General features: G+C 61.4%; 20 protein-coding genes. 13 read left to right on the top strand and 7 right to left on the bottom strand.

The features are described from left to right. Positions 1-117: 117 nt before the first annotated feature. The 3 genes from ASH04_RS14505 (at position 118) to ASH04_RS14515 (ending at position 3,328) form a co-directional block, all read left to right on the top strand. Positions 118-1,071, top strand: a complete 954-nt coding sequence (locus ASH04_RS14505) for a LysR family transcriptional regulator (protein WP_057473974.1) — start codon at positions 118-120, stop codon at positions 1,069-1,071. Positions 1,072-1,301: 230 nt separating this feature from the next. Further along, positions 1,302-2,273 carry a putative oxygenase MesX gene (locus ASH04_RS14510; RefSeq protein ID WP_057473785.1) on the top strand — a complete coding sequence of 324 codons (972 nt, stop codon included), beginning with the start codon at positions 1,302-1,304 and terminating at the stop codon, positions 2,271-2,273. A gap of 26 nt (positions 2,274-2,299) precedes the next feature. Further along, complete coding sequence (locus ASH04_RS14515; RefSeq protein WP_057473786.1) at positions 2,300-3,328, top strand: methionine synthase; 1,029 nt, start codon at positions 2,300-2,302, stop codon at positions 3,326-3,328. Positions 3,329-3,402: 74 nt separating this feature from the next. Here ASH04_RS14515 and ASH04_RS14520 read toward each other — a convergent pair whose 3' ends face one another. Continuing rightward, a complete protein-coding gene (locus ASH04_RS14520) occupies positions 3,403-5,001 on the bottom strand; it encodes an MFS transporter (protein WP_082519254.1) in 1,599 nt (532 codons plus the stop codon). Between the two features lie 98 nt (positions 5,002-5,099). On the opposite strand from ASH04_RS14520, the gene ASH04_RS14525 reads away from it, so the two are divergent. Then, positions 5,100-5,639 carry a TetR/AcrR family transcriptional regulator gene (locus ASH04_RS14525; protein WP_032393227.1) on the top strand — a complete coding sequence of 180 codons (540 nt, stop codon included), beginning with the start codon at positions 5,100-5,102 and terminating at the stop codon, positions 5,637-5,639. Between the two features lie 344 nt (positions 5,640-5,983). On the opposite strand, the gene ASH04_RS14530 is transcribed toward ASH04_RS14525, so the two are convergent. Next, positions 5,984-6,847, bottom strand: coding sequence for a LysR family transcriptional regulator (locus ASH04_RS14530; RefSeq protein WP_057473787.1), 864 nt, complete (start codon positions 6,845-6,847; stop codon positions 5,984-5,986). Positions 6,848-6,945: 98 nt separating this feature from the next. Here ASH04_RS14530 and ASH04_RS14535 point away from each other — a divergent pair, with 98 nt between their 5' ends. From ASH04_RS14535 to ASH04_RS14545, 3 genes are all read left to right on the top strand, one after another. Beyond that, the gene (locus ASH04_RS14535; RefSeq protein WP_057473788.1) at positions 6,946-7,974 is read left to right on the top strand and encodes a nitronate monooxygenase; all 1,029 of its coding nucleotides are present in this window, start codon (positions 6,946-6,948) and stop codon (positions 7,972-7,974) included. Between the two features lie 95 nt (positions 7,975-8,069). Next, entirely contained in the window at positions 8,070-8,510 is a 441-nt protein-coding gene (locus ASH04_RS26185; protein WP_048319493.1) for an RrF2 family transcriptional regulator, read from the top strand. Between the two features lie 41 nt (positions 8,511-8,551). After that, positions 8,552-9,796, top strand: a complete 1,245-nt coding sequence (locus tag ASH04_RS14545) for a globin domain-containing protein (protein ID WP_057473790.1) — start codon at positions 8,552-8,554, stop codon at positions 9,794-9,796. Positions 9,797-9,824: 28 nt separating this feature from the next. Here the strand turns inward: ASH04_RS14545 and ASH04_RS14550 are convergent, their stop codons facing one another. Continuing rightward, entirely contained in the window at positions 9,825-10,460 is a 636-nt protein-coding gene (locus tag ASH04_RS14550) for a hypothetical protein (protein ID WP_200937324.1), read from the bottom strand. A 134-nt stretch (positions 10,461-10,594) separates the two neighbouring features. Beyond that, positions 10,595-12,031 carry an MDR family MFS transporter gene (locus tag ASH04_RS14555; protein WP_057473792.1) on the bottom strand — a complete coding sequence of 479 codons (1,437 nt, stop codon included), beginning with the start codon at positions 12,029-12,031 and terminating at the stop codon, positions 10,595-10,597. 86 nt (positions 12,032-12,117) lie between these two features. Here ASH04_RS14555 and ASH04_RS14560 point away from each other — a divergent pair, with 86 nt between their 5' ends. Next, positions 12,118-12,768 (top strand): TetR/AcrR family transcriptional regulator, encoded by a 651-nt coding sequence (locus ASH04_RS14560; RefSeq protein ID WP_235580010.1) that lies wholly within the window; start codon positions 12,118-12,120, stop codon positions 12,766-12,768. Between the two features lie 30 nt (positions 12,769-12,798). Here the strand turns inward: ASH04_RS14560 and ASH04_RS26560 are convergent, their stop codons facing one another. Further along, entirely contained in the window at positions 12,799-12,942 is a 144-nt protein-coding gene (locus tag ASH04_RS26560) for a hypothetical protein (protein WP_156394549.1), read from the bottom strand. 211 nt (positions 12,943-13,153) lie between these two features. Here ASH04_RS26560 and ASH04_RS14565 point away from each other — a divergent pair, with 211 nt between their 5' ends. Next, on the top strand, positions 13,154-14,011 hold the full coding sequence (locus ASH04_RS14565; protein WP_032385625.1) for a MerR family transcriptional regulator: 858 nt from the start codon (positions 13,154-13,156) through the stop codon (positions 14,009-14,011). Positions 14,012-14,064: 53 nt separating this feature from the next. Here ASH04_RS14565 and ASH04_RS14570 read toward each other — a convergent pair whose 3' ends face one another. Then, positions 14,065-15,228, bottom strand: coding sequence for an epoxide hydrolase family protein (locus ASH04_RS14570; protein WP_057473794.1), 1,164 nt, complete (start codon positions 15,226-15,228; stop codon positions 14,065-14,067). Between the two features lie 300 nt (positions 15,229-15,528). Between ASH04_RS14570 and ASH04_RS14575 the strand changes: the two genes are divergently transcribed. The 3 genes from ASH04_RS14575 to phnA are packed head-to-tail and all read left to right on the top strand — an operon-like array spanning position 15,529 to position 19,201. Further along, a complete protein-coding gene (locus tag ASH04_RS14575) occupies positions 15,529-16,920 on the top strand; it encodes a cation:dicarboxylate symporter family transporter (protein WP_156394550.1) in 1,392 nt (463 codons plus the stop codon). After that, positions 16,917-17,846, top strand: a complete 930-nt coding sequence (locus tag ASH04_RS14580; protein WP_057473796.1) for a LysR family transcriptional regulator — start codon at positions 16,917-16,919, stop codon at positions 17,844-17,846. Before ASH04_RS14575 ends, ASH04_RS14580 begins: the two co-directional genes overlap by 4 nt. Continuing rightward, the gene (phnA, locus tag ASH04_RS14585) at positions 17,843-19,201 is read left to right on the top strand and encodes a phosphonoacetate hydrolase (RefSeq protein WP_057473797.1); all 1,359 of its coding nucleotides are present in this window, start codon (positions 17,843-17,845) and stop codon (positions 19,199-19,201) included. Before ASH04_RS14580 ends, phnA begins: the two co-directional genes overlap by 4 nt. 184 nt (positions 19,202-19,385) lie before the next feature. On the opposite strand, the gene ASH04_RS14590 is transcribed toward phnA, so the two are convergent. Further along, on the bottom strand, positions 19,386-21,125 hold the full coding sequence (locus ASH04_RS14590; RefSeq protein WP_057473798.1) for an amidohydrolase: 1,740 nt from the start codon (positions 21,123-21,125) through the stop codon (positions 19,386-19,388). A 296-nt stretch (positions 21,126-21,421) separates the two neighbouring features. On the opposite strand from ASH04_RS14590, the gene ASH04_RS26190 reads away from it, so the two are divergent. Continuing rightward, a complete protein-coding gene (locus tag ASH04_RS26190) occupies positions 21,422-23,014 on the top strand; it encodes an amidohydrolase (protein ID WP_082519255.1) in 1,593 nt (530 codons plus the stop codon). Positions 23,015-23,256: the final 242 nt, after the last annotated feature.

The raw sequence follows: 23,256 nt of genomic DNA on the forward strand, positions 1-23,256 counted from the left end.
GTTGGTCCGATTCCCCACTGCACGTCGGGTGGCCGCTGTTCTCGACCTGGTCGCTGGATCGAGCCCGCTTTCGACGGCTCGGGTGCGGAGAGATGAACAAGTGCGATGATTTCTGTCATGGCACGGGACGTCACGGGCACGGTGCGAGGCATTACCCTTCAGCAGTTGCGCTACTTCGTAGAAGTGGCCGCCGAGGGGTCCATCAGTGCCGCGGCGGACTTGCTCTACATCGCGCAACCGACCATGTCGGCCGCATTGAAAGACCTGGAACGTCGCGTGGGTCGGACCCTCTTCGTTCGCTCGACCCGTGGGGTGACACTCACGGAGGATGGAACCGAATTTCTCGGCTACGCGCGCCAGGTGGTCGAGCAATCAGAACTCTTGGAACAGCGGTACCTCGGCCGCGGGCCCGCTCGCCGACTCTTGGCCGTCTCGACTCAGCACTACTCATTCGTCGTCGACGCTTTCGTCCGCATGGTGAAAGCCTCTGAGGCTCCGGAGTATTCGTTCAGTCTTCGAGAGACCCGTACGTGGGAAATCATCGAGGATGTCCGCACGCTCCGCAGTGAACTCGGTGTCCTCTATCGCAACGAGTTCAATGCAAGCGTGATCGACAAGCTGATTCGCGAAGCGGGTCTTGTTTTCACGCCGCTGTTTCTGGCATCGCCGCATATTTTCATCGCTCGCACGAATCCCCTGGCGGGGCGAAAGAGTGTGGAGCTGAGTGATCTCGAAGAATTTCCGCGTCTCACGTTCGACCAGGGCGCGAACAATTCCTTCTACCTCTCCGAAGAAATACTCTCCACCCGTTCGTCCAAACAAGAAATCCGGGTGAGCGATCGTGCCACGATCTTCAACCTCATGATCGGTCTGGGCGGATACACGATCTCCACCGGCATTGTCTCGGATGATCTCGATCCGTCCATTGTCGCTGTTCCGCTCGATGTCGACGATCGCATCGAGATCGGTTGGATCGGTCATGCCTCGGTGTCTTTGACCGTCCAGGCTCAGCGCTTCGTGGCGGAGATGCGCGACGTCGTGTCTGGTTTCGGCGTCGACTTATTGACATAGCCATTGCCTATGGCCAGACATAATCGAGAGTGATTAGGCTATGTCGACTGGTCGATTTAGGCTGATGCTCAGGCCGCTTCGGACAGCTGCCTCCCGGTTCTATGGACCTGAGAAATCGGCCCGACCATCGAGTAACTCGGTCGAAGTGTTGCGAGGGCTCAGGCAGTGAACCCGTGTGGTGACGCGTTCGTCACCACATTCACCGCACGTGATTGGGGTTACTAATCAGCATGAGGAACGACTGCACTTTCAGCATCAGCACGACGCGCTTCGGCGAGGATTACACCCCGTCGACGAACTCGCGTCGCACGACCAACTTTGCGAATCTTGCACGCGGCGAGGATGGTCGACAGAACTTGCGTAACGCGGTGACGATGATGAACACCCGTCTCAACGAGGTGGTTCACTGGGACAATCCACGTGGTGACCGCTACGCACTCGAACTCGACATCATCTCGGTGGATCTGCAACTAGTATCCGTCGGGGCCGACGCCGCATTTCCGGTAATCGAAATTCTCGATGTCGGAATAGTCGATACCACTACCGGCACCCGCACAGAGGGCATCGTCGGAAACAACTTCTCCTCATACATTCGCGACCACGATTTCGTTGTTCAGCTCCCGAAGCACCGAGCGACGGGAATTCCGAACGACTTCGGCGATGTACATGGTCAGGTCTTTCAGCGTTTTGTCGATTCGCCCGAGTACCGTGAACGGTTCTCGCAACCACCTGTCATCTGTATCAGTGTGTCGACTTCCAGTACCTACCGTCGCCTCACGAATCATCACCCGATCGTCGGGCTCGAATACGGGGCAGAGGACACCTCGATCACCGATCAGTACTTCGGAAAAATGGGTCTCGGGGTTCGCTACTTCATGCCCAAGGGATCCGTCGCTCCCTTGGCGTTCTACCACTGCGGTGACTTGCTCAACGACTATTCGGTCCTGGCACTCGCGGGCACGATCGCGACGATGGAGACTTTCCAAAAAATCTATCGGCCTGAAATTTACAACGCGAATACTGCTGCCTCGGAGGTCTACCAGCCGAGTCTCGACAACGAAAACTATTCACTTCCGCAGGTGAGCTACGACCGTGTCGAGCGCAATCGACTTGCGACGACACAGGCAGAGTTCGCCGACGTGAATCTGATGCAACCGTATGGGTCAGTCCTGAAGCGGTGGGCTACCGATCGATGCGCCTGACCGAGCGAGACCGAAAGGTATAAGAGATGTTCCCACTCCTGCCCACCTCGATCGTCGGAAGCCTACCCAAGCCCTCGTGGCTCTGTGAGCCGAAGAAGCTCTGGTCGCCGTGGAAATTACGAGACGACGAACTGCGCGAAGGAAGACTCGACGCTCAGGCGCTCGCAGCTGATGAGCAGCGTCGTGCCGGTCTCGACATCATCAGCGATGGTGAACAAACGCGTCAGCACTTCGTGACCACGTTCATCGAGCATCTCGAGGGTGTCGACTTCGATCGACGCGAAACTGTGCGAATTCGGGACCGATACGATGCGAGCGTTCCGACGGTTGTCGGTGCGGTGAGCCGCGAACAATCAGTGTTTGCCGCAGATGCGACGCGCCTTCGAGCAGTGACCGACCAGCCGATCAAATGGGCACTGCCTGGCCCTATGACAATGATCGACACGCTCTACGACGACCATTACAAGAGTCGCGAGAAGCTGGCATGGGAGTTCGCGACTCTTCTGAACCAAGAGGCAAAAGACTTGGAAGCGGTAGGCGTCGACATCATTCAGATCGACGAGCCCGCATTCAACGTGTTTTTCGACGAGCTCGAAGACTGGGGAATCGCGACACTCGAGCGTGCAATCGAAGGGCTGAATTGCGGAACAGCCGTACACATCTGTTACGGCTACGGCATCAAAGCCAACACCGACTGGAAGGCAACTCTCGGGGCCGAGTGGCGCCAGTACGAACGGTCATTCCCACTGTTGCAACAGTCTTCGATCGACATCGTGTCGCTGGAGAGTCACAATTCGCGCGTACCTATCGACTTGATCGAACTGCTTCGAGGTAAGAAGGTCATGCTGGGTGCGATCGATGTAGCAAGCGACACCGTCGAGACTGTCGAAGAAGTCGCTGAAACCCTCAGTCGCGCACTTCCGTTCGTCGACGCAGACAAGCTCTACCCAAGTACGAATTGCGGTATGGCGCCACTCGACCGACGCGTCGCACGAGACAAGATGGTCGCGCTCACCGCTGGCGCGGAACTCCTGCGACGTCAATTGTCCAAGTAGCTCTCTGCCGGACTCGAAGTTGTGGATGGATTTCGGCCGGATTCCGTCCACAACTTCGAGTTCGACCGACGGTGTCAGGTTGCCCGGTTGGTTTCGTGTACCTCGATGTCGGCGTGATCACCGGAGTCGTCGCGTTGGCCTGCTGGGATCTTCCGCATGATCAGCCAGGAGGCGCCGCCTGCGACGACCATCAAGCATGCGGCGATACCAGACGTGATGGTCACGCCACTGGTGAAGGCGTCTGCAGCCGAGTCGAGCAATCCACTGGCCTGTTCGGCCGGCAGTCGGTCCGCTACGGCTTGGGCACCGCCGAGGGTTTCTCGCGCCGCGGAAGTGTCGAAACCGGCGTTCTCGGGCGTGACGACATTGGCACGGTACTGCGCCAACAGGATTGCACCGAGCACGGACGTACCGGTGACGGCACCGAGCTCGTAGGCCGTCTCGGAAATAGCGGCCGCGGCACCGGCCTTTTCCGGGGGAGCTGTGGACAAGATCATGTCGTTCGAGATGGTCTCTGCAACTCCGATACCTGCTCCGAGGGCCGCGAACGCCGCGACGAAGGACCACACCGATGTCGGCTCGGCGAACACCGCGATCGTTGCGTATCCGAACGCCGCCAACATCATTCCGCCCGAGATGATCATGGCAGGCCGCAGCATTCGTGCCAGTACGACTGCCAGGAGGCCTGCGGTGATCATCGCCAGAATGCCGGGCAGCAAGCGGAGCCCAGCTTGCATCGGGCTCAACCCGACGACGAGCTGAAGGTGTTGCGATACGAAATACAAGAATCCGACGAGCGCGAATATCGCGAGCAGGTTGACCAACACTGCGCCGGCGAAGGCAGGCACGGTGAACATGCGAACATCGAGCATCGGGTCGGGTCGGCGGAGCTGCCTGCGTACGAACATCCAGACTGCCAGTGCTCCGATCAGCGCGGGTAGCGCCGTGCCGAACAAGCTTCCTCCACTTGCCAAATCCTTGATTGCATAGACGATCGGGGTCAAGGCGAGTAGGGACAGGGCGATGCTGATGCCGTCGATACGCGCAGGATCGGGGTCCTTCGATTCGGGTACCAGAACCGGTGCCAGTATCAGCAACGGCACCAGGAGTGGAATCGCGAACAAGAACACCGAACCCCACCAGAAGTGCTCCAACAAGAATCCGCCGACGACAGGTCCCATAGCCGCACCCGCTCCGATGGAGGCCGACCAGATCGCGATCGCCAGACGGCGTTCGGAGCGATCGGTGAACAGATTGCGCAATAGAGACAGGGTCGCGGGCATCAAGGTGGCACCGAAAAAGCCGAGGCCGGCACGTGCGGCTATCAACATCTCGGGCGTCTGCGAGTAGGCCGCAACAACGGATACCGCTGCGAAGCCGGTCGCGCCGATGAGCAGTAAGCGTCGTCGTCCGATTCGGTCGCCCAGGCTACCCATCGCGACGAGCAGCCCTGCCAAGACGAGGGGGTAGGCGTCGATGATCCAGAGTTGTTGTGCGCCGGATGGTTCGAGAGTTTCGGCGATCGAAGGTAAAGCGAAGGACAGCACTGTGTTGTCGATCGCGATGATCAACACGGGCAGCATCAGGACAGCGAGCGCGCACCATTGGCGAACCCCCGCCGTTCTGTCGTGCGAGAGGTGGCCCGGAGTGGGCGGACTTGTGAGTTCAGGCATGTGCCGTCTTCCGATGAGGTTGGGCGGGACTTCGTTACTGTACCAACCAGACGGTGCAGTAACGAAGCCGAAGCCGCGTTCGCCCGTAAACTCGCCCTGTGCCTCCTCCTCCTGTAGCGCGTGACAAGTCGTTGAACGCTTTCGTCAAGCTCGTGCTGGAGCAGGGGGAGAAGGCGGCGACCCTCGATGCGGTTGCCGCTGCTGCCGGGATCTCGAAGGGCGGCTTGATGTACCACTTCCCCAGCAAGGAAGCCTTGGTGGAGGGTTTGATGCGTGTCGTGGAGGAGCTCGCGGCCGAGGATGTTCGACGGATGAGGGAGCATCCAGAGGGCCCAGCGGATTACCACATACGCACATCGACGTTCCACGACACTGCTGTCGATCGTGCCGTGGTTGCCACGATGCGGCTGAGCCAGGGTGCGAACGAGGTTGCGCAGCAGACCCTGGAGCGAATCCGGCAATCCTGGTTGGATGCGTTGAACGAGCAGATCGCTGATCCGGCGGTCGCAGAAGCGGTCCTTCTGATGGGCGACGGCCTCTACTTCGCCGCAGCATCGGCCGGAACGGACCACCGATCGCCCGACCACATCGAGGCGTTGGTAGGCGTTGTACACAGGCTCATCGACTCTCGTCCCTGAAGGAGCCACGTGGCTCATCGCCCGACGCTGCATTCACACCGTGCTCGCAGTGCTGGGTGGTGACTTCAGAAGGGCGTCCCTCCCGCTTGCGGGGCGAACGCTGCCCGATGCACGCCATGAATGTGGACAAGCACTGATCGGGTCGAATTCCGCAGCACCCCTGACCGCCGTCTATGGATTGGGGCAGATGCTAGGACCGCTGATGGTCGCGCCGGTCATCGGCGATGGCTACCGAGTTGCATTCACCATTGCGTTCGTCGTACTCGCCTGTGCTACCGCGCTTTCCGTGATCTTCGCACGGAAAACCCTTCCCCGGAGATCAGACTGGAAGGCGGTCGGTCAGTTCAAGCATTTTGCCAATCGGTGAAAGCAACGTCGAGAAACCAACGAACGGCTCGTGGCGGCATCGGTCCATCACGCCACGCCAGCCGCACCTGGGTCGGCGGTGCGCCGTCGATAGGGAGAAACCGTAATCCGGGGTGAGAGATCCGTCGTGCGGCCAGTTCCGGAACAATGCCGATTCCGCGTCCAGCAGCGATATTCTCGAGCCACTCCTCGAAATTTCGGCAGGTGATCACCACTCGCGGTACACCGTTTTCGGCAACCGGAATGGAGTCGGCTGTTGTGGAACCGGACAGCGTGTTGACCACCAATGGACCGGGTGGGAGCGAGTCCCACCGCACCTCGGTGGCATCACCGAAGGAAGGGTTCGACCGGCTCACCGCAAGAATTCGTCGTTCGGTGCCGACCTGACGAGTCACCGTGCCGGCGGTCAAATGATGTGGGCAACTTCGGTAGAGCGCCACATCGACGTGGCGCGCATCCAGAGCTGCGAGAGGGTCGTCGACGCGGCGCACGTCCACGTCCGCGGCGTATTGACGTACGAGAGAGGCACGCGTGGCAGCGAACCATCCGTCGGGGAGCAACCATGCAAAGCCCAACCGCACGACCGGGTGGTCGTCGAGATCTGCGATCAGTGAATCCACCTCTCCCAGGATTCTGCGTGCACGCCCCAGCACGACCAATCCGTCCTCGGTCAGTTCGGCAGTACGGGACTCGATCAATCGACGCCCGCAACGCTGTTCGAGTTGACGAACCGAACGCGTCAGTGTCGGCTGCGAAACGCGCAGTTCGGCGGCTGCGGCGGTGTGAGTGCCACAGTCCGCCAGAGCGACCAACGCGCGCAGGTGTCTCAGCTCGACCTCCATACGTCCAGTGTATATCCACCGGTGCTCGGCGTATTGGCCTGCTGCGCCGATGGCTCCTACTCTCGGACTCACTGCCTCACCCTTCACTAGGAGTTTCGATGTTTCGTTACGAGTCGTTGCAGGTGCCTATCGTCGGAGCGCCGATGGCGGGAGGCCCGACGACGCCTGACCTGGTTGCAGCAGTACGGAATTCAGGTGGGCTGGGGTTCCTTGCCGCGGGTTATCTCACCCCGGAAAGGTTGACCGCGGACATCGTTGCCGTTCGCGGTGCTGGCATAGAAACGTTCGGGGTCAATCTGTTCGTCCCCGAGGACGGGCAGGTTGTCGACACCGAGGACATTGCGCGGTATCGCGCGCTGCTCCAGCCCTACGCCGATGATCTCGGCGTCGAACTCCCCGCCGACAGCACCCTTGCCGAGAATATCGACGACTACTGGGAGGAGAAGCTCGACATCGTCGTGGCCGAAGCCATCCCGGTCGTGTCGTTCACCTTCGGGTGCCCGAGTGCCGACATCATCGCCCGCCTGCACGACGCCGGGAGCGCCGTCACCGTCACCGTCACCGATGAAGAGGACGCGCGCGCGGCGGTCGATGTAGGTGCCGACTCCCTGTGCGTGCAAGGCCCCGATGCCGGCGGGCACCGCTCGACCTTTCGCATCGATGCCGAGAGTTCGGACATTTCCCTCGACGAGTTGATTCCTGCGATACGCCGAGCAGTGTCGGTTCCCCTCGTGGCGGCTGGCGGGATCACCACCGCGTCCGATGTCCGTCGAGTCCTGGGCTACGGGGCAGTGGCGGCTCAGGTCGGAACCGCCCTGCTCCGGTCGCCGGAAGCCGGGACGAAGCCTGCCCACGCCGCCGCCTTGGTCGATCCTCGGTTCACCGAAACGGTGGTCACTCGAGCCTTCAGCGGCCGTCCCGCCCGAGCCTTGCGCAACAAGTTCGTCGATCGGTTCGATACAGGATCGTCACGCCAGTACCCCGCCGTGAACACGCTGACCGGCGGCATCCGCAAGGCCGCAGCGAACGACCCTCACGGCATCAACCTGTGGGCCGGTGCCGGGCACCGCAGCGCTTCCGCTGACCCGGCAGCGCGAATTATCGAAGAATTGGCCTCGGAGTTGTGAGGAATGTCCAGGTGTAAAAACCGCACGGATCGTGGTGTTTGAACCCACGCTCCAAAACCCGCATCGGGTGTACGGGATTGAGTACCGTCGTAGACATGCAACTGACTCGCTTCAGCGATCTGGCCCTACGGGCGATGATGTTGCTGGCAGCCGCCGGCCCGGACGGCCCACGGATGACCACCGGAGCCATTGCAGTTCGAGTCAACGCGTCGGAACACCATGTAGCGAAAGCGATTACACGCTTGGTCGGATTGGGCTGCGTCCGTGCGCAGCGCGGCCGCACCGGTGGGCTCTTCCTCACCGACACGGGCCGATCGATATCGGTTGGCCACCTGATCCGTCAACTCGAAGGCGATCGCGAAGTCGTCGAGTGCGTAGGGGACCAGCCCTGCCCACTTCTTGCCGCTTGCCGATTGCGGCATGCCCTGGCCGTCGCCAAAGAAGCGTTCTATGGCGAACTCGACCGCTACACGATCGACGATCTAGCCGCGTCCCCGACCATTCCACTCGCAATGGTCGCTTTTCCCTCACCCTGACCTGCCATTTCGACGTCGGCGGTCCATTGGAAGGAATACCTGTGTCCACGTTCGGTCCCCTCACTGTCGAGCACGAGCTCCAACCCGATCACGTCGACGTCGTCAGAGCGACGTTGCCGTTGGTGGGTGCCAATATCGACGCCATCACAACAAACTTCTATGCGCGCATGTTCGCCGCACGACCGGAGCTGCTGCGATATCTGTTCAACCGCGGGAATCAGGCACAGGGAGCGCAGCAACGAGCTCTGGCCGCGTCGATCGCGACGTACGCCACTCATCTGGTGGACCCGACGCTGCCGCACCCGGACGAAATGCTGTCCCGGATCGGACACAAGCACGCATCTCTCGGAATTACCGCCGACCAGTACTCGATCGTGTACGAGCACCTCTTCGCTGCGATCGTCGACGTACTCGGTGCCGAGACAGTGACGACTAAAGTCGCGGAAGCCTGGGACCGGGTGTATTGGATGATGGCCGACACTCTCGTCGATCTCGAGAACCGCCTTTACGAGAGCGCGGGAGTGGTTGCGGGACAGGTCTTTCACCGCGGAATCGTCACTACGCGCACCGAAGATCCGTCCGGGGTAAAGGTGATCGGTGTGACCGGCGACTGGCCGGAGCTTCGAAAAGAGCACCCGGGTGGGTACGTCTCGGTCGGAGTGACTCTGCCCGACGGCGCGCGACAGATCCGCCAGTACAGCCTCATCTCCGGCAGTGACACAGGCGAATTGACGTTCGCCGTCAAGCCTGTCGTCGCCAGCGGTGGCTGCCCGGCAGGTGAAGTGTCGAACTGGATCTCGAGCACGCTACGCCCGGGAGACCTGGTCGACATCAGCATCCCGTTCGGTGATCTGCCGACAGCCGACATCTCTGCGGGGCCCGCCGTATTGATCTCGGCCGGCATCGGCATCACGCCGATGAACGGGATCCTCGAACACCTCGTTCTGGCGGACAGTCGATCCGAGGTGCTGGTTGTCCACGCAGACCGTACCCCCGTCAGCCATCCGCTTCGGACGCGTCAGCGACAACTGGTCGACGCCTTGCCGAACGCCGTCCTCGAACTCTGGTACGAGGAGCCCGGCGATGTGGCCGATGCACACCATGGGCGGTTGGATCTCACTCTTGTCGACCTTCCGCAGGGTGCGACGTTCTTCGTCTGCGGCGGTATCGGTTTCGTGCGGGCCGTCACTTCGCAACTCGTCGACTGTGGGGTCGACAAGTCGCGTGTCCATTGCGAACTGTTCGCCCCGGACGAGTGGTTGCTCGGCGCAAGCGTCGGCCGGTAGCCGCGCCGGCGTCCCGGGCTACCTTCGGTCAAAGTCCGTACTTGCCGTCGGCCCAGTACGGTCGCACAGTAACGCTGCGCCTTGCCAAGCCGAGCCCCTCGATGAGTGCTTTCCTGTGGCGTTGGATCGATTGGGCGTGGCCGAGCAGCCAGGCTCCACTGATATGCCCGAGGTCCCCGGCGACGATGGCGGCCTCCAGCCATGACTGCAGTGCGTCACCGGGTGCGTCGGTTGCGGGCACGAAGCGATACTTCGGCCATCGGATTGCCAAGTAGGGGAGAGCTTTCGCTCTCACTTCGATGACTATGTCGGCCACTGGGTTGTCCTGGCCGTAGGCATCGAGCGTGCCGAGAGAGCACGAGTCACCGAGACACAGGCGTCGGGTTCCATTCCTGAACGACGAACGGTGCCTGCCCGCCAGCAGGGTCATGTCGTCGCCGGGCCGCAGCCGGCTGATCCATGCGGCTCCCGGTCCCGATGGCGTGGTGTCCACGAGGATTCCGATGCGTTCCAACTCTTGGCTGTTGTTTACCGTTCGGACGGTGTAGCGGCGTCCGAGAGTGGGGGTCACTCGAAACTGGATCTCGTGGCCCGGGTGCCACCCGCCCGGTGGCGCGTCCGCAGCCAGCTGTAGTTCGATGAAGCCGGGGGCCGGAGCACTCACGTCGAGCACGCGAGCCCGTCGACCCAACGCCGATTGTGCCAAATTTCCTATGAATGCTGGTGATTGGGGCACGGGGGTCCTCGAATCGACTGGGTGCGCCGATGCTTCGTGGCGCGGGGTTGGTTGACGGGTTTTCACTCGACCGACGCAGAAGGTGCCGGTTCGTTGCTTGTTTCGGCTGCCGGCAGAAAGAAGGCGATGAGTAGGGGGACAGCACTCAAACCTATTGTCCACCAGAAGCTATGGGCGAAGGCCGCGAGCTGGCCGGCCTGAGTCGTGGCATCGTCGAGCAGATTTTGGAGGATGATTGCGATGACTGCGACGCCGAAGGGTGCCCCGACACGTTGGACCACGCTGAATGCAGCACTGCCTCTCGGCGCTTCGTCGTGACCGAGGCTCGCGAAGGCGAGGGTCATCACCGGGAACGTTGCGGCGCCGAAACCGATACCCTGCAAAACCTGGCCGGCCAGCATCAACGCAGTCCCGCCTTCCGCACCCGCGAGAGCGAACGGCAGGATCCCGATCATCGTCATGAGCACCCCTGCGGCGACGACGATCCGGGCGTCCACGGCGGCAGCGAATCTGCGTAGGACGAGGAAGAACAACATCGTTCCGAGCCCCTGCGGGATGAGCAACAATCCGGTGGCGAGCACCGACTCGCCACGGACCTGCTGATAGAAGAGCGGCAGCAAGAACATGACTGCGTACACCGAAAATCCGCTGACGAAAGTGATGATGCTGGTCAAGCCGAAGCTGCGTCGCGTGAACAACCGGACGTCCAGCAGCGCTGGGCGTCGGGCGCGCAGCGAGTGGAATGTGAATGCTGTCAGTAGTGCAATCCCGCCCGCGATGGGCGACCACGCTGCGACGGCGAGGAATCCTCCGTGTTCCGGTGCCTGGCTGACGCCATAGGCGATCGCCACAATCGCGGGGGTGAGCATAGCGAAGCCGAGTAAATCGAACCGATGATGACGGCTGCCCGAAGTGGCGGGCAGAACCCACGGTCCCAGTGCGAGTGCAGCGAGGCAGAAGGGGACGTTCACGAAAAAGAGCCAATGCCAGTGCAGTGACTGCAGAATCAATCCTCCGAGAACCGATCCCAGGATGGGCGCGAGTTGGGCAGGCAGTGCCACTGCGATCATCGCGCGACCGATTCGCGGTTTACCCGCCGCGCGCGTGAGGATCGAGATCGTGATGGGGAGAACCATGCCTCCGCCGATTCCTTGAAGCACTCGGAATCCGATGAGCGCCGGCAGCGAGTCGACCACTCCGCAGAGGATCGAGCCGGCCAAGAACGTTCCGACCGCAACCATCCACGCATTTCGCGAACCGATTCTCTCGGAGAACCATCCGCTGACGGGTATGACCGCGACGAACGCGAGTAGGTATGCGGTTGTCACCCATTGGGTTTGCGCCACCGATGCGCCGAAAGCCGTATGCAGGTGATCGAGAGCGATATTGACGATCGTGGTGTCGAGAAGCGTCGTGAAGGCACCGAGGACCAGTACCAGGCTGATGGCATTCAGTCTGCGGTCGGTTACCGCAGCAGAAGGGGGAGAGAAAGTTGTCATGCAGCTAAACTAGACGGTTCAGTTTAGTAGCGCAAGACTGTACGGTACAGTTCACTTCGCAGGCCGATTCGAAGGAGATGACGCGGGTGAACGACAGCAAGGCTACGAAGCCGGTCCGTGAAGGATCCCCACTCAAGCGCGCGGCGATCGTCGCCGCAGCGCGCGAGCTTTTCGTCCAGCAAGGAGTCGATCGCGTCAGCATGGATGCCGTTGCGTCCAGTGCGAAGGTGTCCAAAGCGACTGTCTACGAATACTTCGGCGACAAACGCCGCCTTTTCCTGGCCATACTCGCCGATGTTTCGCAGTCCCTACTGGCGACAGTTCAGCTCACGCTCGACAAGCATCTGTCGGACACGGCGCCCATCACGACCGTGCCGCAGTTACAGCAGACGCTCACCGAGGTTGCCATCGACTTGGGGCAATCTGTTGTCGATTCGGCTGACTACAGCGACGGATTCGCACTCGTCGCACAAGAACGACTGCGTACTCCATCGACCGAAGACGACATCGCAACGGACGCCGTTGTTCTGGCCCTCGCCGAGCGTCTCGGGCATTTCGTGGACGTTGGGTTGGTAGAGACCGACCGTCCAGAATTGGCGGCAGAGCATTTCTTCGCATTGACTGTTCTGTTGGCATTCGACCGACACCCCGGCCCAGCCAATCGCGACGCTCAGGGCATTCGCCAGACAATGATCGACGGTGTGCACGCCTTCGTTCGTGCGTATTCCCCGCGTTAGAGACCGTTGCTGTCCAGTCGGGTCCAGTCGTCAGATGGAAACGCCGTGGCGGCGATCTCCGAGAACGCGTTCGGCCACAAGAGCTTCCATAGCGGCCGAGAAGGGCTCATGTCTGCCCTCCGTGACGGCAACATTGCCTGTGTATTCCGAGTCGTTGTTCGTAGTCGAGGTCATTGTCGGGCATCTCCATCTCGTTCGGTGTTCTTCACAGGATCGACGAAGACGTATGGATGCGCAAGAAAGTTTGCTGTTTGCGCAAAGAGGGGAGGCGATGTGAGACTTCGGTGCGGCGTTGCCCGACGCGCGAAATCAGGTGGCGAGTTGCACCTTCCGTAGGGTCATGTGGTGCAGTGAGCATATTCCGCCCAATGAGGAAGGCTCGCACATGTTCTCGTCCTTCATCCCGCCGCGCCAAGTCACGATCGGGGCAGCCGCCGCCTTCGTCGGCACCACTCCGCGAGCGATTCGCCACTATCACCAGATGGGTCTGTTGCCGGAGCCCGAGCGGGGCAGCGACGACCGCCGCCGCTACGGCTACGACGAGATGATTCGGCTGATGTGGATCCGCCGAATGGCGGACGCCGGCATTGCCCTCGACGATATCCGCGACGCGTTGGCCGACGCGTCCGGCACCTCCGACAGCGACGTCGCGCGCATCCTTGATCGGCTCGAAGGGGTCATCGTCGCCCGGCAGGCCGAACTCGAGCGGCAACGGACCGCCGTGCAGCGCATGCGTGCGCGGGGGAGCAGGTTGGGCCTGCTCTCCGATGTGGTGAGTGAGCGCCTCGTCGACTTGCCCCAGGGAGCGGTGCGGCAAGACGACCTGGACACCCTGCTCGTGACCGAGCGGATCTTCGGCGAGCTCGGCGCGTCGGTCCAGGCATCGCGTGTCATCGCCCTGGCCACCCACCTGGACTTGCGAGAGTATTCCGACCGAGTCGACGCCGCTGAAGGGGCGCTCGACGACTCGGTCTCCGTCGACGACCCCCGCGTGGCGGAGGTCGCGGCCGAACGGCACGCCTTCGAGACCGCCCTCCATGCGGTCATCGAGAGCTCCGGCCTGGCGCAGGCCGACGACGCCCGGTTCGACGCCTGGGACGAGTCGCACCCCGCTCCCGCCGACGCCGGTCCGGCGTGCGGGTCGACGAGCCTCACCGAGGCCGTCCGGATGATGCCGTACGACTTCTCTCCTGCACGCCTGCGGTGCATGGAATTGGCCCTGGAACTCGACGAACCCCGGTAGCGCTTCGGGAATCAGGTGATGGGCGCAGAGGAATTCAGGTGTGTTGGGGCGCTCTACGCAAGGGCTGCGCGATACGGTCGGAAGAACTCGCGTAGTTCTCGAGCGTACAGCTCGGGCTCCACGAACGGAGCGAAGTGCCCACCGCGCGGAAGTTCTCTTACACGAACGACATTCGCGACGCGGTCGAGCCACGCGCGGGGCGGATTCGTGAAGAGGTCACCCGAAAAGAACGAGAACCCCGACGGCACCTCGACGCGGCGGGCGTGCTGCTCCGAGGGAATGGACGCGTTGGCGTTGTACATACGCATCGACGAGCCGATGGTCTCGGTGAGCCAGTAGAGGGTGACGTTCATGAGGATCTCGTCCTTGGTGAAATTGCGCTCGATGTCACCGTCGCCGTCGGTCCACCCTCGCAGCTTCTCGACGATCCATGCGGCCAACCCGGCCGGGGAGTCGGTCAACCCGACGGCAGCGGTCTGCGGTTTCGTGCGGTGCATCGCAGCGTATGCACCCTCTGTACTGCCCCACGCGGCGGACCTGTCGAGAAAGTCCTGCTCCTGCGGTGACAGTTCGGCGCGGTCGCCGGTGAACACGGGCAGTCCCGCATCCATACGGTGGACGGCCACGACAGAGTCGGGGTGATCGAGTGCCAGGTAGCGGCTCACGGCGCTTCCGATGTCGCCTCCGGCAGCCCCATAACGGGTGTACCCCAGAATGTGCATCAGCTCGGCCCAAAGACCGGCAACCGCAATCGAATTCAAAGGGGTGCCTGCCGGTGTATCCGAATAGCCGTAACCTGGCATGTCGGGCACGATGACGTCGAATGCATCGGCGGGGTCGGCACCGTGTGCGCCCGGATCGGTCAGTAGCGACACCACTTTCGAGTAGCGCCAGAACGAGTCCGGCCATCCATGGCTGAGAACCACGGGAAGAACCGGGCCCACCGGTGCCACTGCCCGCGCGTGCACGAAGTGGATGCCCAGATCGCCGACGTCGACCCGGAATCGAGGATGTCTCGACAGGGCAGACTCCTGTGCTGTCCAGTCGAATTCGTCGGCCCAGTATTCGACGAGTTCACGCAGGTACTCGACGTCGACACCGAGCGACCACCCAGCATCGGCAGGACTGTCCGGCCACCGTGTTGCGCGAAGTCGTGTTCTCAGGTCATCCAGCGTCGCAGCAAGAGTCGTCGAAACGAATGGTTCGGGACGCGTCATGAAGGGGAGTCTACGTCCTGATGTGGCCGGGGTCAGGGGAGTCGGTGGGACCAAGTGGTCACGTCCGCCGCTGTGCCAGAGTCAGTTTCGTCGCTACAGAGCTTCGGCCACTACCGACCGATTCGATACCGAAGGGGTCGAAGTCCTCGGCCATCCAGTTCGGCGATAGGGGCCCATCGGGTCGTCGGTCACATTGGTTGTCCCGTTCACGCTCCGGCCATTGTTCGTTCACTGGTGCGCCCGATTCGGTTCGGACCATGGTCACAGGCGGTAGCGAATCGCCGCGAGGAGGACGGGACCATGCCATACCCACCAACCACGGAACGGGCAGTCGCCGCAGCGCGACGAACCCCGTGGTACCGACATCTGTACATCTGGGTCCTGATCGCCATGGCCCTCGGCACCTCGGTCGGCCTCCTCTGGCCCACGACCGGCAAAGCCCTCAAACCACTGGGCGACGCCTTCGTCAGCCTTCTGACGATGACGCTCGCACCATTGGTGCTGTGCATGGTCGTCGCAGGCATCGGCGCGGTCGCAAATCTCGGTTCGGTCGGAAAGGTCGCTCTGCGGTCGCTTCTCTACTTCGAAGTTGTCACCTCGATCGCACTCGGCCTCGGCCTCCTTGCCGTCAATATGATCGAACCGGGCGCGGGCCTGAACACGGACGTCGACTCGCTCGAAGTGACCGACAAAGTCGCGGACGGCATCGCCGCCGGCCAGGACCTCTCCTGGTACGACTACATCCTTCAGATCATCCCGTCCAACATCATTGCCAGTTTGGCAGACGGTGCCATCCTCCCGATTCTGTTCTTCGCAATTCTCTTCGGCATCAGCCTCCAGCTGATGGGGGAGCGCGGACGCGACATCGCTCGCGGTGTGGAACGGCTGAGCGAGGCGCTTTTTCAGGTCGTCAGAATCGTGGTGTGGGCGGCACCGGTCGGTGTATTCGGGGCCATGGCCTTCACCGCAGGAAATTTCGGTGCCGCTTCGTTGGGTGCGCTGGCCAAACTGATTGCGACGTTCTATGCCACGTCCCTGGTGTTTGTCGTCGTCGTCCTGGGCGGCATCCTCATGCTGGTCGGTTTGCGGCCGTGGCGAGTGCTGCGTTACTTCAAAGATGAGGTTCTGCTCGCTCTCGGTGCGTCGTCGTCGGAGGTCGCGTTGCCGGGGATCGTGCGCAAACTGGAGAATATCGGCGTCACGAAAGGCACGGCAGGCATCAGTGTCACCGCTGGATACTCCTTCAACCTCGACGGCACGTGTATCTACCTGACTTTGACGACGGTATTCATAGCTCAAGCACTCGGCATCGACCTTTCGTTGGGCCAACAGGTAATCCTGATCTTGGTAATGCTGTTGGCCTCCAAGGGAACTGCGGGGGTCACCGGCGGGGGATTCGTCATGCTGACCACCAGTGTTTCCGCGACGAACCTGATACCGGTGGCCGGTGTCATGCTGGTGTTCGGGGTCGACAGGTTCATGTCCGAGTGCCGCGCGGTGGTGAATTCGCTCGGCAATGCGGTGGCGGGCATCGTCGTCGCCCGCTGGCAGGGTGAAATCGAACCGGACAAGGTGCACGCGATCATGGCCGGACACCAGCCGGGCTTCGTGCTCGAATCGAACAAGATGACAAAGGGTTTCGACACCACTGCACTCGTGCCGGATCAACAACCTGTCACCTCGGCACGATGACGCTCACCAGTCTGCAACGGCTGCGAGTGTACGTGGGCATCGTGGATGCCGGCAGCGTATCCGCTGGGGCGCGCGCTCTGGGCATCACCCAATCCACGGCGTCGACACACCTCCGGCAGCTCGAAGTCGAAGTGGGATCACTGCTCATCGAACGAACCGGCCGGCGCTTCGCGCCGACCGAGGCAGGCAACGTCCTGCTCGCACACGCCCGTCGCCTGATCGTTGTCGCCGACGAGGCTGTGGACGATTTGGCCAAGATGAGCCTGCGGCCGTTGACCGGGGCCCTCGTCGTAGGGGCGACGACGACAACCACCGAGGGCTCTTTCCTTCCCGCTACGTTGCGAAAATTCACAGCTGCCTACCCGGAGGTCACTCTCGATCTGCGGGTGGAGAACTCGACCACATTGCTACGCAAAGTGTTCGACGGTGATGTCGGAGTGGCAATTCTCGCCGACGAGGTGGACAGCCCTTTGCTCACCGTCGTGCCACTCGCGCCGGAGGAACAAACAGTCATCGTCTCCCGTGCGCACCCGTTGGCAGGGTTGTCGGGTGATTCTCGAACCCTGCGGGGCTCGGTTGTCCTCTTGCGTGAAGAGGGATCTGCAACAAGGCGATTCCAGGAATCGCTGCTGGAAAGTTGGAAAATCCCACTGGTTCGCACATGGACTCTGGCGAGTACCGGTGCGATCGTATCCGCAGTGGCGGAAGGTTTGGGTATGTCCTTCCTGCCGCGAGTGGCATGCCAAGATGCGTTGGCGTCGAACAGGATTGCCGAGCTGAACCTGGACCCGCTGCCATCGCCCCGGCCGGTCTCTCTGATACATCGTAACGACCGCCACCTGAGCCGAGCCGAAGAGCATTTCCTCGCTCTCGTCGCCGACGGCATTCCCACCACGACACATTCACAACAAGGAGTTACACCATGAAGTCCCGTACGTTCAGCGTCAATTCCCGTACCTATGTCCTGCCGGAGGCGCCGGTGGTGGTGATCTGCATCGACGGCAGTGAGCCCGACTATCACGTCGAGGCGATGAAGGCCGGACTGATGCCGTGGCTGAGCAACATGCTCAATGGTGAGTCGAGTTCGTGGCCCGCGCACTGCGCTATGCCGGCGTTGACCAACCCGAACAACATCTCCATCGCCACCGGACATCCCCCCAAGGTGCACGGAATCAGCGGCAACTACATCTACGACACCGCGACCGGCGAAGAAGTACTCATGAATGACAAGCGGTTTCTCCGGGCACCCACCGTCTTCGCAGCAGCCAACGACGCCGGCCTCGACGTCGTGGTGGTCACCGCGAAAGACAAGCTACGACGCCTGCTCGGTGCCGGGCTCGTCGAAGAGGGACCAAGCATGAACGGCAGCGGGACATTCGAAATGCCGTCCCGGACCGGCATCTGCTTCTCGGCGGAGAAGGCCGATCAGGCAACTATCGCCGACAATGGAATCGACAACGTCCTCGAACTGGTCGGAAAGCCCTTGCCGCAGGTGTATTCGGCGGACCTCTCGGAATTCGCGCTCGCCGCCGGAGTCGAGATCCTCGAATCCCGTGGTGCGGACCTGATGTATCTGACGTTGACCGACTACATCCAGCACAAGCACGCCCCCGGGACCGACGTCGCAAACGCCTTCTACGCGATGATCGATTCCTATGCAGCGCGACTCGACGCGTTGGGAGCAGTTGTCGTGCTGACTGCCGACCACGGAATGAGTGCAAAGACCGACGCCGACGGTGTCACGCGTGTGGTCTATGTAGAGGACGAGGTGCGTCGCATTCTCGGAGTCGCTCCGACAGATGCCAATAGCGAGGGCGCAGAGGGCATTCGCGTGATCCTCCCGATCACCGACCCGTACACGGTGCACCACGGGGCACTCGGTTCGTTCGCCAGCATCTACCTGCCGGCCGACGCGAACAGGAATTTTGTCATCGAACAACTGCGGAAATTGGACGGGGTGCAGGCAGTCCACACCCGAGATGAAGCGGTGGAGATCTACCACCAGCCGGCGGACCGGATCGGAGACATCATTCTGCTCGCCGAAGCCGGGACGGCGGTGGGTCGATACGCTGACTGGCACGATCTCAGCGGATTGGATGCACCGCTCCGCTCGCATGGAGCGCTGGGTGAACTGCAAGTCCCGTTCATCGTGAACCGCCGATTGCCGCAGCCCGAGCAGCTGGACGAGCCCTACGGCGAGCCGGCGGTGGTGCACAACTACGACGCGTTCTGGATAGCAACAACATTGGTTGCCGAAGCAGAGGCTCTCGCCGCCGGCTGAGCAGCAGGCAAGCAACGACTCGAGGACCTCGTTAGGCCGATCACGCCGAGTGCAGAGTCTCGGAGGCGCCCCGTCGGACACGTCATGCCCGACGGGGCGAACCAGCATCCGGCCATGGCCCGTCCCGCCGAGTTCATGCCGGGTTGAGCGCTGGCCTCAACTTCGACAGCCCCGGGCTCTATTGTCAAGCAGTGTAGACAGTTTCGCCATCGATCAAGGTGCGTAATATTCTACGGTCGAGCAGCGATTCGACGTCCTCATCACTCGGCCATTCACCCTCGAGCACTGCCAAGTCGGCGCGTTGCCCGACAGCCAGCGTCCCGCGCCACAGTTCCGCACGGTCTCGGATGGCTGCACCGCCGGTCAACAGCGCAAGGGCGTCCACGGTGGTTATGCCTTCGTGGTCCTCTGCCGGCACAGGGCCTTCCCAGCAATGGGCACGTGTCACAGCATTGACAACTGCGGGGCGCCAGTCGGGCGGTACCACTGGAGCGTCCGAGGTAATCCCCGGACGAACGCCGGCGTGAAGGGTCGATTTGATCGGCTCCGTACGCAAAATTCGATCTTTGGCAAGAAATCGCACGAAGGTGCCCATGATCACAGGATTGAAGCACGCACCAATTCCGTTGGCAGCCAGCGTTTCCCATCCGCTTGGGTACAACTCGGTGGTATGAATGAGGTAGTGCCGCAACGGGCTGTTCGGAGCAATTTCGGCGATGGTGTCGATAACGGTTTCGACTGTTTGATCGCCGATTGCGTGAATGGCGACTTGAAGTCCGGCCTCGTCGACGATCTTGATGATCTCGCGCAGCTCTGCGACCTTGTCGACATCGGTGTCGCCGGTTATTACCATGTGTCCGCAGTGATGCCCTGGAGGGTTCTGCTCGTGAACGGGGTCTTTGTGCCAAGTGGTGCCGTTCTGCGGTGTGCCGTCCGCGAAAACCTTGACGCCGGCAATCGTCAACCTTCGTGGGTCGACGTCGCGGTCCTCGTAGCGATGGGCGAGACCCGCGTCCAGGTGAAATTTCACGTCTGCGGCGTTGGCTCCACCTGTTCCATTGGGCAGGACCAGTACTGAAATTCGCATAGTCAAGTCACCGGCCTCGGCAAGGTCGGCCAGCGCGTCCAATGCCTCGACCGAACCCGATCCGTCCAACAGTGCCCGATGGCCAGGACCGAGACCAGGTTCGGTAAGGGCCGTGATTCCGAGTGCGTGCAGATCGGCCTGGCCCGCGCGGTAGGCATCGAGTAGCTGTTCTCTCGGCACTGGTGGAACCACTGCGATCAACAATGAAATCGCTGAGTCGGTGAGAAACCCTTCCGGGTTCCCGTCAGCGTCGCGTTCGATGACACCGCCGGCCGGGTCGGGTGTGTCGGCGGTGATACCTGCGAGCGAGAGAGCAATGCTATTCGCCGTGAGCGAATGACCGCTCCAGTCGAAAAGTACGACGGGGGTGCCGGCGATGCCGTTGACCGTAAGGACGCTGTCGATGTCGGACGCAGTCAGCTTACGGCCGAGGGTGAGGGCGTCCCAGCCGTGCCCGCGAATCCAGCCGCTTTCATCGATCCGGTCCGCGGTCAGGAAGCCGGCCAGCTGATCGACATTGGTAAAGATGTCGGTACCCAGTTTTACATAGGTGTGGCTTGTGACCGAGTAGGCCGTGAAGTGCAGGTGACCGTCATTGATTCCGGGAATCACAGTATTGCCGTTCAGTTCGACGACCTGCGTATCTGGCCCGATCAGATCTTCCGCGGCGGTTCCGAGCGCGACGATATTGCCTTGCCTGATCGCAATTGCGCGAGGCCGTTCTCCCCGCCAAGGCTGAGTTACGCGATCGCCCGGCTTCCAATCGGACAGATCGAGCACGGGGCCACCCCGTAGCACTGTATCGGCGTAAGCAACTTCGGTCACGAGTGCAGTCATAGGTACATAGTGCGCTCGTCGTCACCGGCGTCAAGCGAGAGAGTTCACTGATCGGACCGTCTGGCGAATAAGTCGATCGGTTCGCTCACCGAAACAATCGGGCCAGTATTTCGTGCCAGGCGTGCAACGTGGCAGCGGTATGGTTCGTGAAATGTGCGAGTGAACGCGATCGAGTAACGAAGTGGTAAAGCGTAATTCGGGCGAGACGGTTGGATTTGTACGTCATGAGCCCTAGCTGTGCACAACTGCGAATCGACACCCGACTGCCATGAACGAAATGAACGGGAGAAGTTTTTATGCAGAAGGCTTACGTGAATGCGGCCGTATACACGGGGCAGTCACCCGCATCTTGGGCTTCGGTTATTCTCGAAAGCGAGGGCAAGATATCGGCTGTCGGTGACTCGGCTTCACTGGCGGAGGAAATCTCCGAGGCATACGAGGTCATCGACTTGGGTGGACGTATGGTCATGCCGGGAATTCATGATGCCCATACCCACTTGGTCAGTGGTCTGAATCGCTGGGAAGTAGCGCTGCCGCACGGCGCGGGAGAGGCCGAAATTTTGGACGCCCTCCGCAGCTGGAACGGGCCGAGACCTGTTGATCGTCAGGGTAACCGGTGGCTGATCGGTGGACGGTATTGGCCTGATTCGTTTGGTGACAAGGGCCCTGGCCGTGCCTTCCTTGATCGCGAATTCCCGGACGAGCCCGTTGTTCTCCACGACAGATCGGCGCACAATGTGTTGGTCAATTCCTGTGCGCTGAGGCTTGCGGGCATCGACGACGGAACACCGGATACCGAAAACGGTGAAGTCATCAGAGATGCAACGGGTCGGTTGACGGGTGAGCTTTACGAACAGGCCCGTTGGCCGGTGTTTCGTGCGCTTGGCACACATGCAGACAGTGTCATGTCGCAAGCAATTCGCTACGCCCGCGATCTGAACCACAGGTACGGGGTGACCTCTGTACAGGATGCCTCGTCAACGGAGCAGCTGCTCAGGGTGATGAGCCAGCTCGACTCCGCCGACGAACTGCAGCTTCACGTGGCAGCGCATCTTGTTTGGCGGGAAGAGTCCTTCGGAATGGCCGGGCTTGATGTCCTCGATCATATGATCGATCATCACGAAGATTTCGCGTCGAACCACGTCGACACCCGCTTCGTGAAGTTCTGGCTCGACGGGTCACCGATTCCGCCTTACTGGACTCAATCGTGCATTCACGACGATGGCACTGTCGATGAAGAGAACCTACTGATCCCGCAGGATGAAATGAATGCTGCCATGGTGCGGTTCGACGCTGCGGGACTGATGGTCAAGGTGCATTGCGGCGGCGAAGGAGCCATCCGGCGAGCGCTCGACGCTGTGGAACATGCTCGTTCCGTCAATGGACCTGATGGACCGCGGCATGAATTGGCGCACTGCTGCCTGGTCCACAAAGACGATTTCGAGCGTTTCGCGGCGCTACGGGTGGGTGCCGAGATGTCGCCCGCCGTATGGCATCTTCCGGAGCACGGGGTCAGTCACCTGTACGAATTCGACTCGGTGGCACGAGCTGGAGCAGAGATGACCTTCGGCACAGACTGGAGTATCGCCGACTCGCCGAATCTATTTCCAGCGTTGCAGGGTGCCATCGAACACGGAGAACAGTCGATCGACCTCGCGAGGGGGTTGGCGGCGATGACGATAAATGGGGCCCATGCAGTGGGACGGAGCGAGCACCGTGGCACCATCGAAGTCGGCAAGGATGCCGACTTCATCGTGCTCGACCGCAACTTGTTCGACATCCCGACCAGCTCGATCGGCGGGACACAAGTGCTTCGCACGGTCTTCGCTGGACGTACCGTATACGAAGCCGAAGCCGAAGCCGAAGCCGAAGCCGAAGCCGAAGCCTAGGTTGGAGTCGATGTCCCGACAAGAACTACGGCGTGGTCAATTTCCGTGCGCAGTCACAGGATTTCGGCGATAGACCTGCTTTTGTACTGTCCCACGTCGTGACGGGGACGTGTTGTTCGTAGTCCCGGGGCACGACTTCTCTTCGAGCAGGTGCGTCCAACGAACAGGGTCACGTGGGTCGTTGCGGCCTTCCCGTTGGGCTGTAACGCAGCGCGCACATGGCTCTACGGTCATCGAATTCA

Origin of the sequence: Rhodococcus sp. Leaf233 (assembly GCF_001426165.1) — a bacterium.
GTDB classification, from domain to species: domain Bacteria; phylum Actinomycetota; class Actinomycetes; order Mycobacteriales; family Mycobacteriaceae; genus Rhodococcoides; species Rhodococcoides fascians.

Excerpts from the sequence above, each read along its gene's own strand:
- ASH04_RS14570 (WP_057473794.1), bottom strand. The coding sequence starts at position 15,228 with ATGACGCGTCCCGAACCATTCGTTTCGACGACTCTTGCTGCGACGCTG.
- ASH04_RS14530 (WP_057473787.1), bottom strand. The coding sequence starts at position 6,847 with ATGGAGGTCGAGCTGAGACACCTGCGCGCGTTGGTCGCTCTGGCGGAC.
- ASH04_RS26190 (WP_082519255.1), top strand. The coding sequence starts at position 21,422 with ATGCAGAAGGCTTACGTGAATGCGGCCGTATACACGGGGCAGTCACCC.
- ASH04_RS14580 (WP_057473796.1), top strand. The coding sequence starts at position 16,917 with ATGACGCTCACCAGTCTGCAACGGCTGCGAGTGTACGTGGGCATCGTG.
- ASH04_RS14590 (WP_057473798.1), bottom strand. The coding sequence starts at position 21,125 with ATGACTGCACTCGTGACCGAAGTTGCTTACGCCGATACAGTGCTACGG.
- ASH04_RS26185 (WP_048319493.1), top strand. The coding sequence starts at position 8,070 with ATGCAACTGACTCGCTTCAGCGATCTGGCCCTACGGGCGATGATGTTG.
- ASH04_RS14575 (WP_156394550.1), top strand. The coding sequence starts at position 15,529 with ATGCCATACCCACCAACCACGGAACGGGCAGTCGCCGCAGCGCGACGA.
- ASH04_RS14555 (WP_057473792.1), bottom strand. The coding sequence starts at position 12,031 with ATGACAACTTTCTCTCCCCCTTCTGCTGCGGTAACCGACCGCAGACTG.
- phnA (WP_057473797.1), top strand. The coding sequence starts at position 17,843 with ATGAAGTCCCGTACGTTCAGCGTCAATTCCCGTACCTATGTCCTGCCG.
- ASH04_RS14505 (WP_057473974.1), top strand. The coding sequence starts at position 118 with ATGGCACGGGACGTCACGGGCACGGTGCGAGGCATTACCCTTCAGCAG.
- ASH04_RS14515 (WP_057473786.1), top strand. The coding sequence starts at position 2,300 with ATGTTCCCACTCCTGCCCACCTCGATCGTCGGAAGCCTACCCAAGCCC.
- ASH04_RS14535 (WP_057473788.1), top strand. The coding sequence starts at position 6,946 with ATGTTTCGTTACGAGTCGTTGCAGGTGCCTATCGTCGGAGCGCCGATG.
- ASH04_RS14520 (WP_082519254.1), bottom strand. The coding sequence starts at position 5,001 with ATGCCTGAACTCACAAGTCCGCCCACTCCGGGCCACCTCTCGCACGAC.
- ASH04_RS14565 (WP_032385625.1), top strand. The coding sequence starts at position 13,154 with ATGTTCTCGTCCTTCATCCCGCCGCGCCAAGTCACGATCGGGGCAGCC.
- ASH04_RS26560 (WP_156394549.1), bottom strand. The coding sequence starts at position 12,942 with ATGACCTCGACTACGAACAACGACTCGGAATACACAGGCAATGTTGCC.
- ASH04_RS14510 (WP_057473785.1), top strand. The coding sequence starts at position 1,302 with ATGAGGAACGACTGCACTTTCAGCATCAGCACGACGCGCTTCGGCGAG.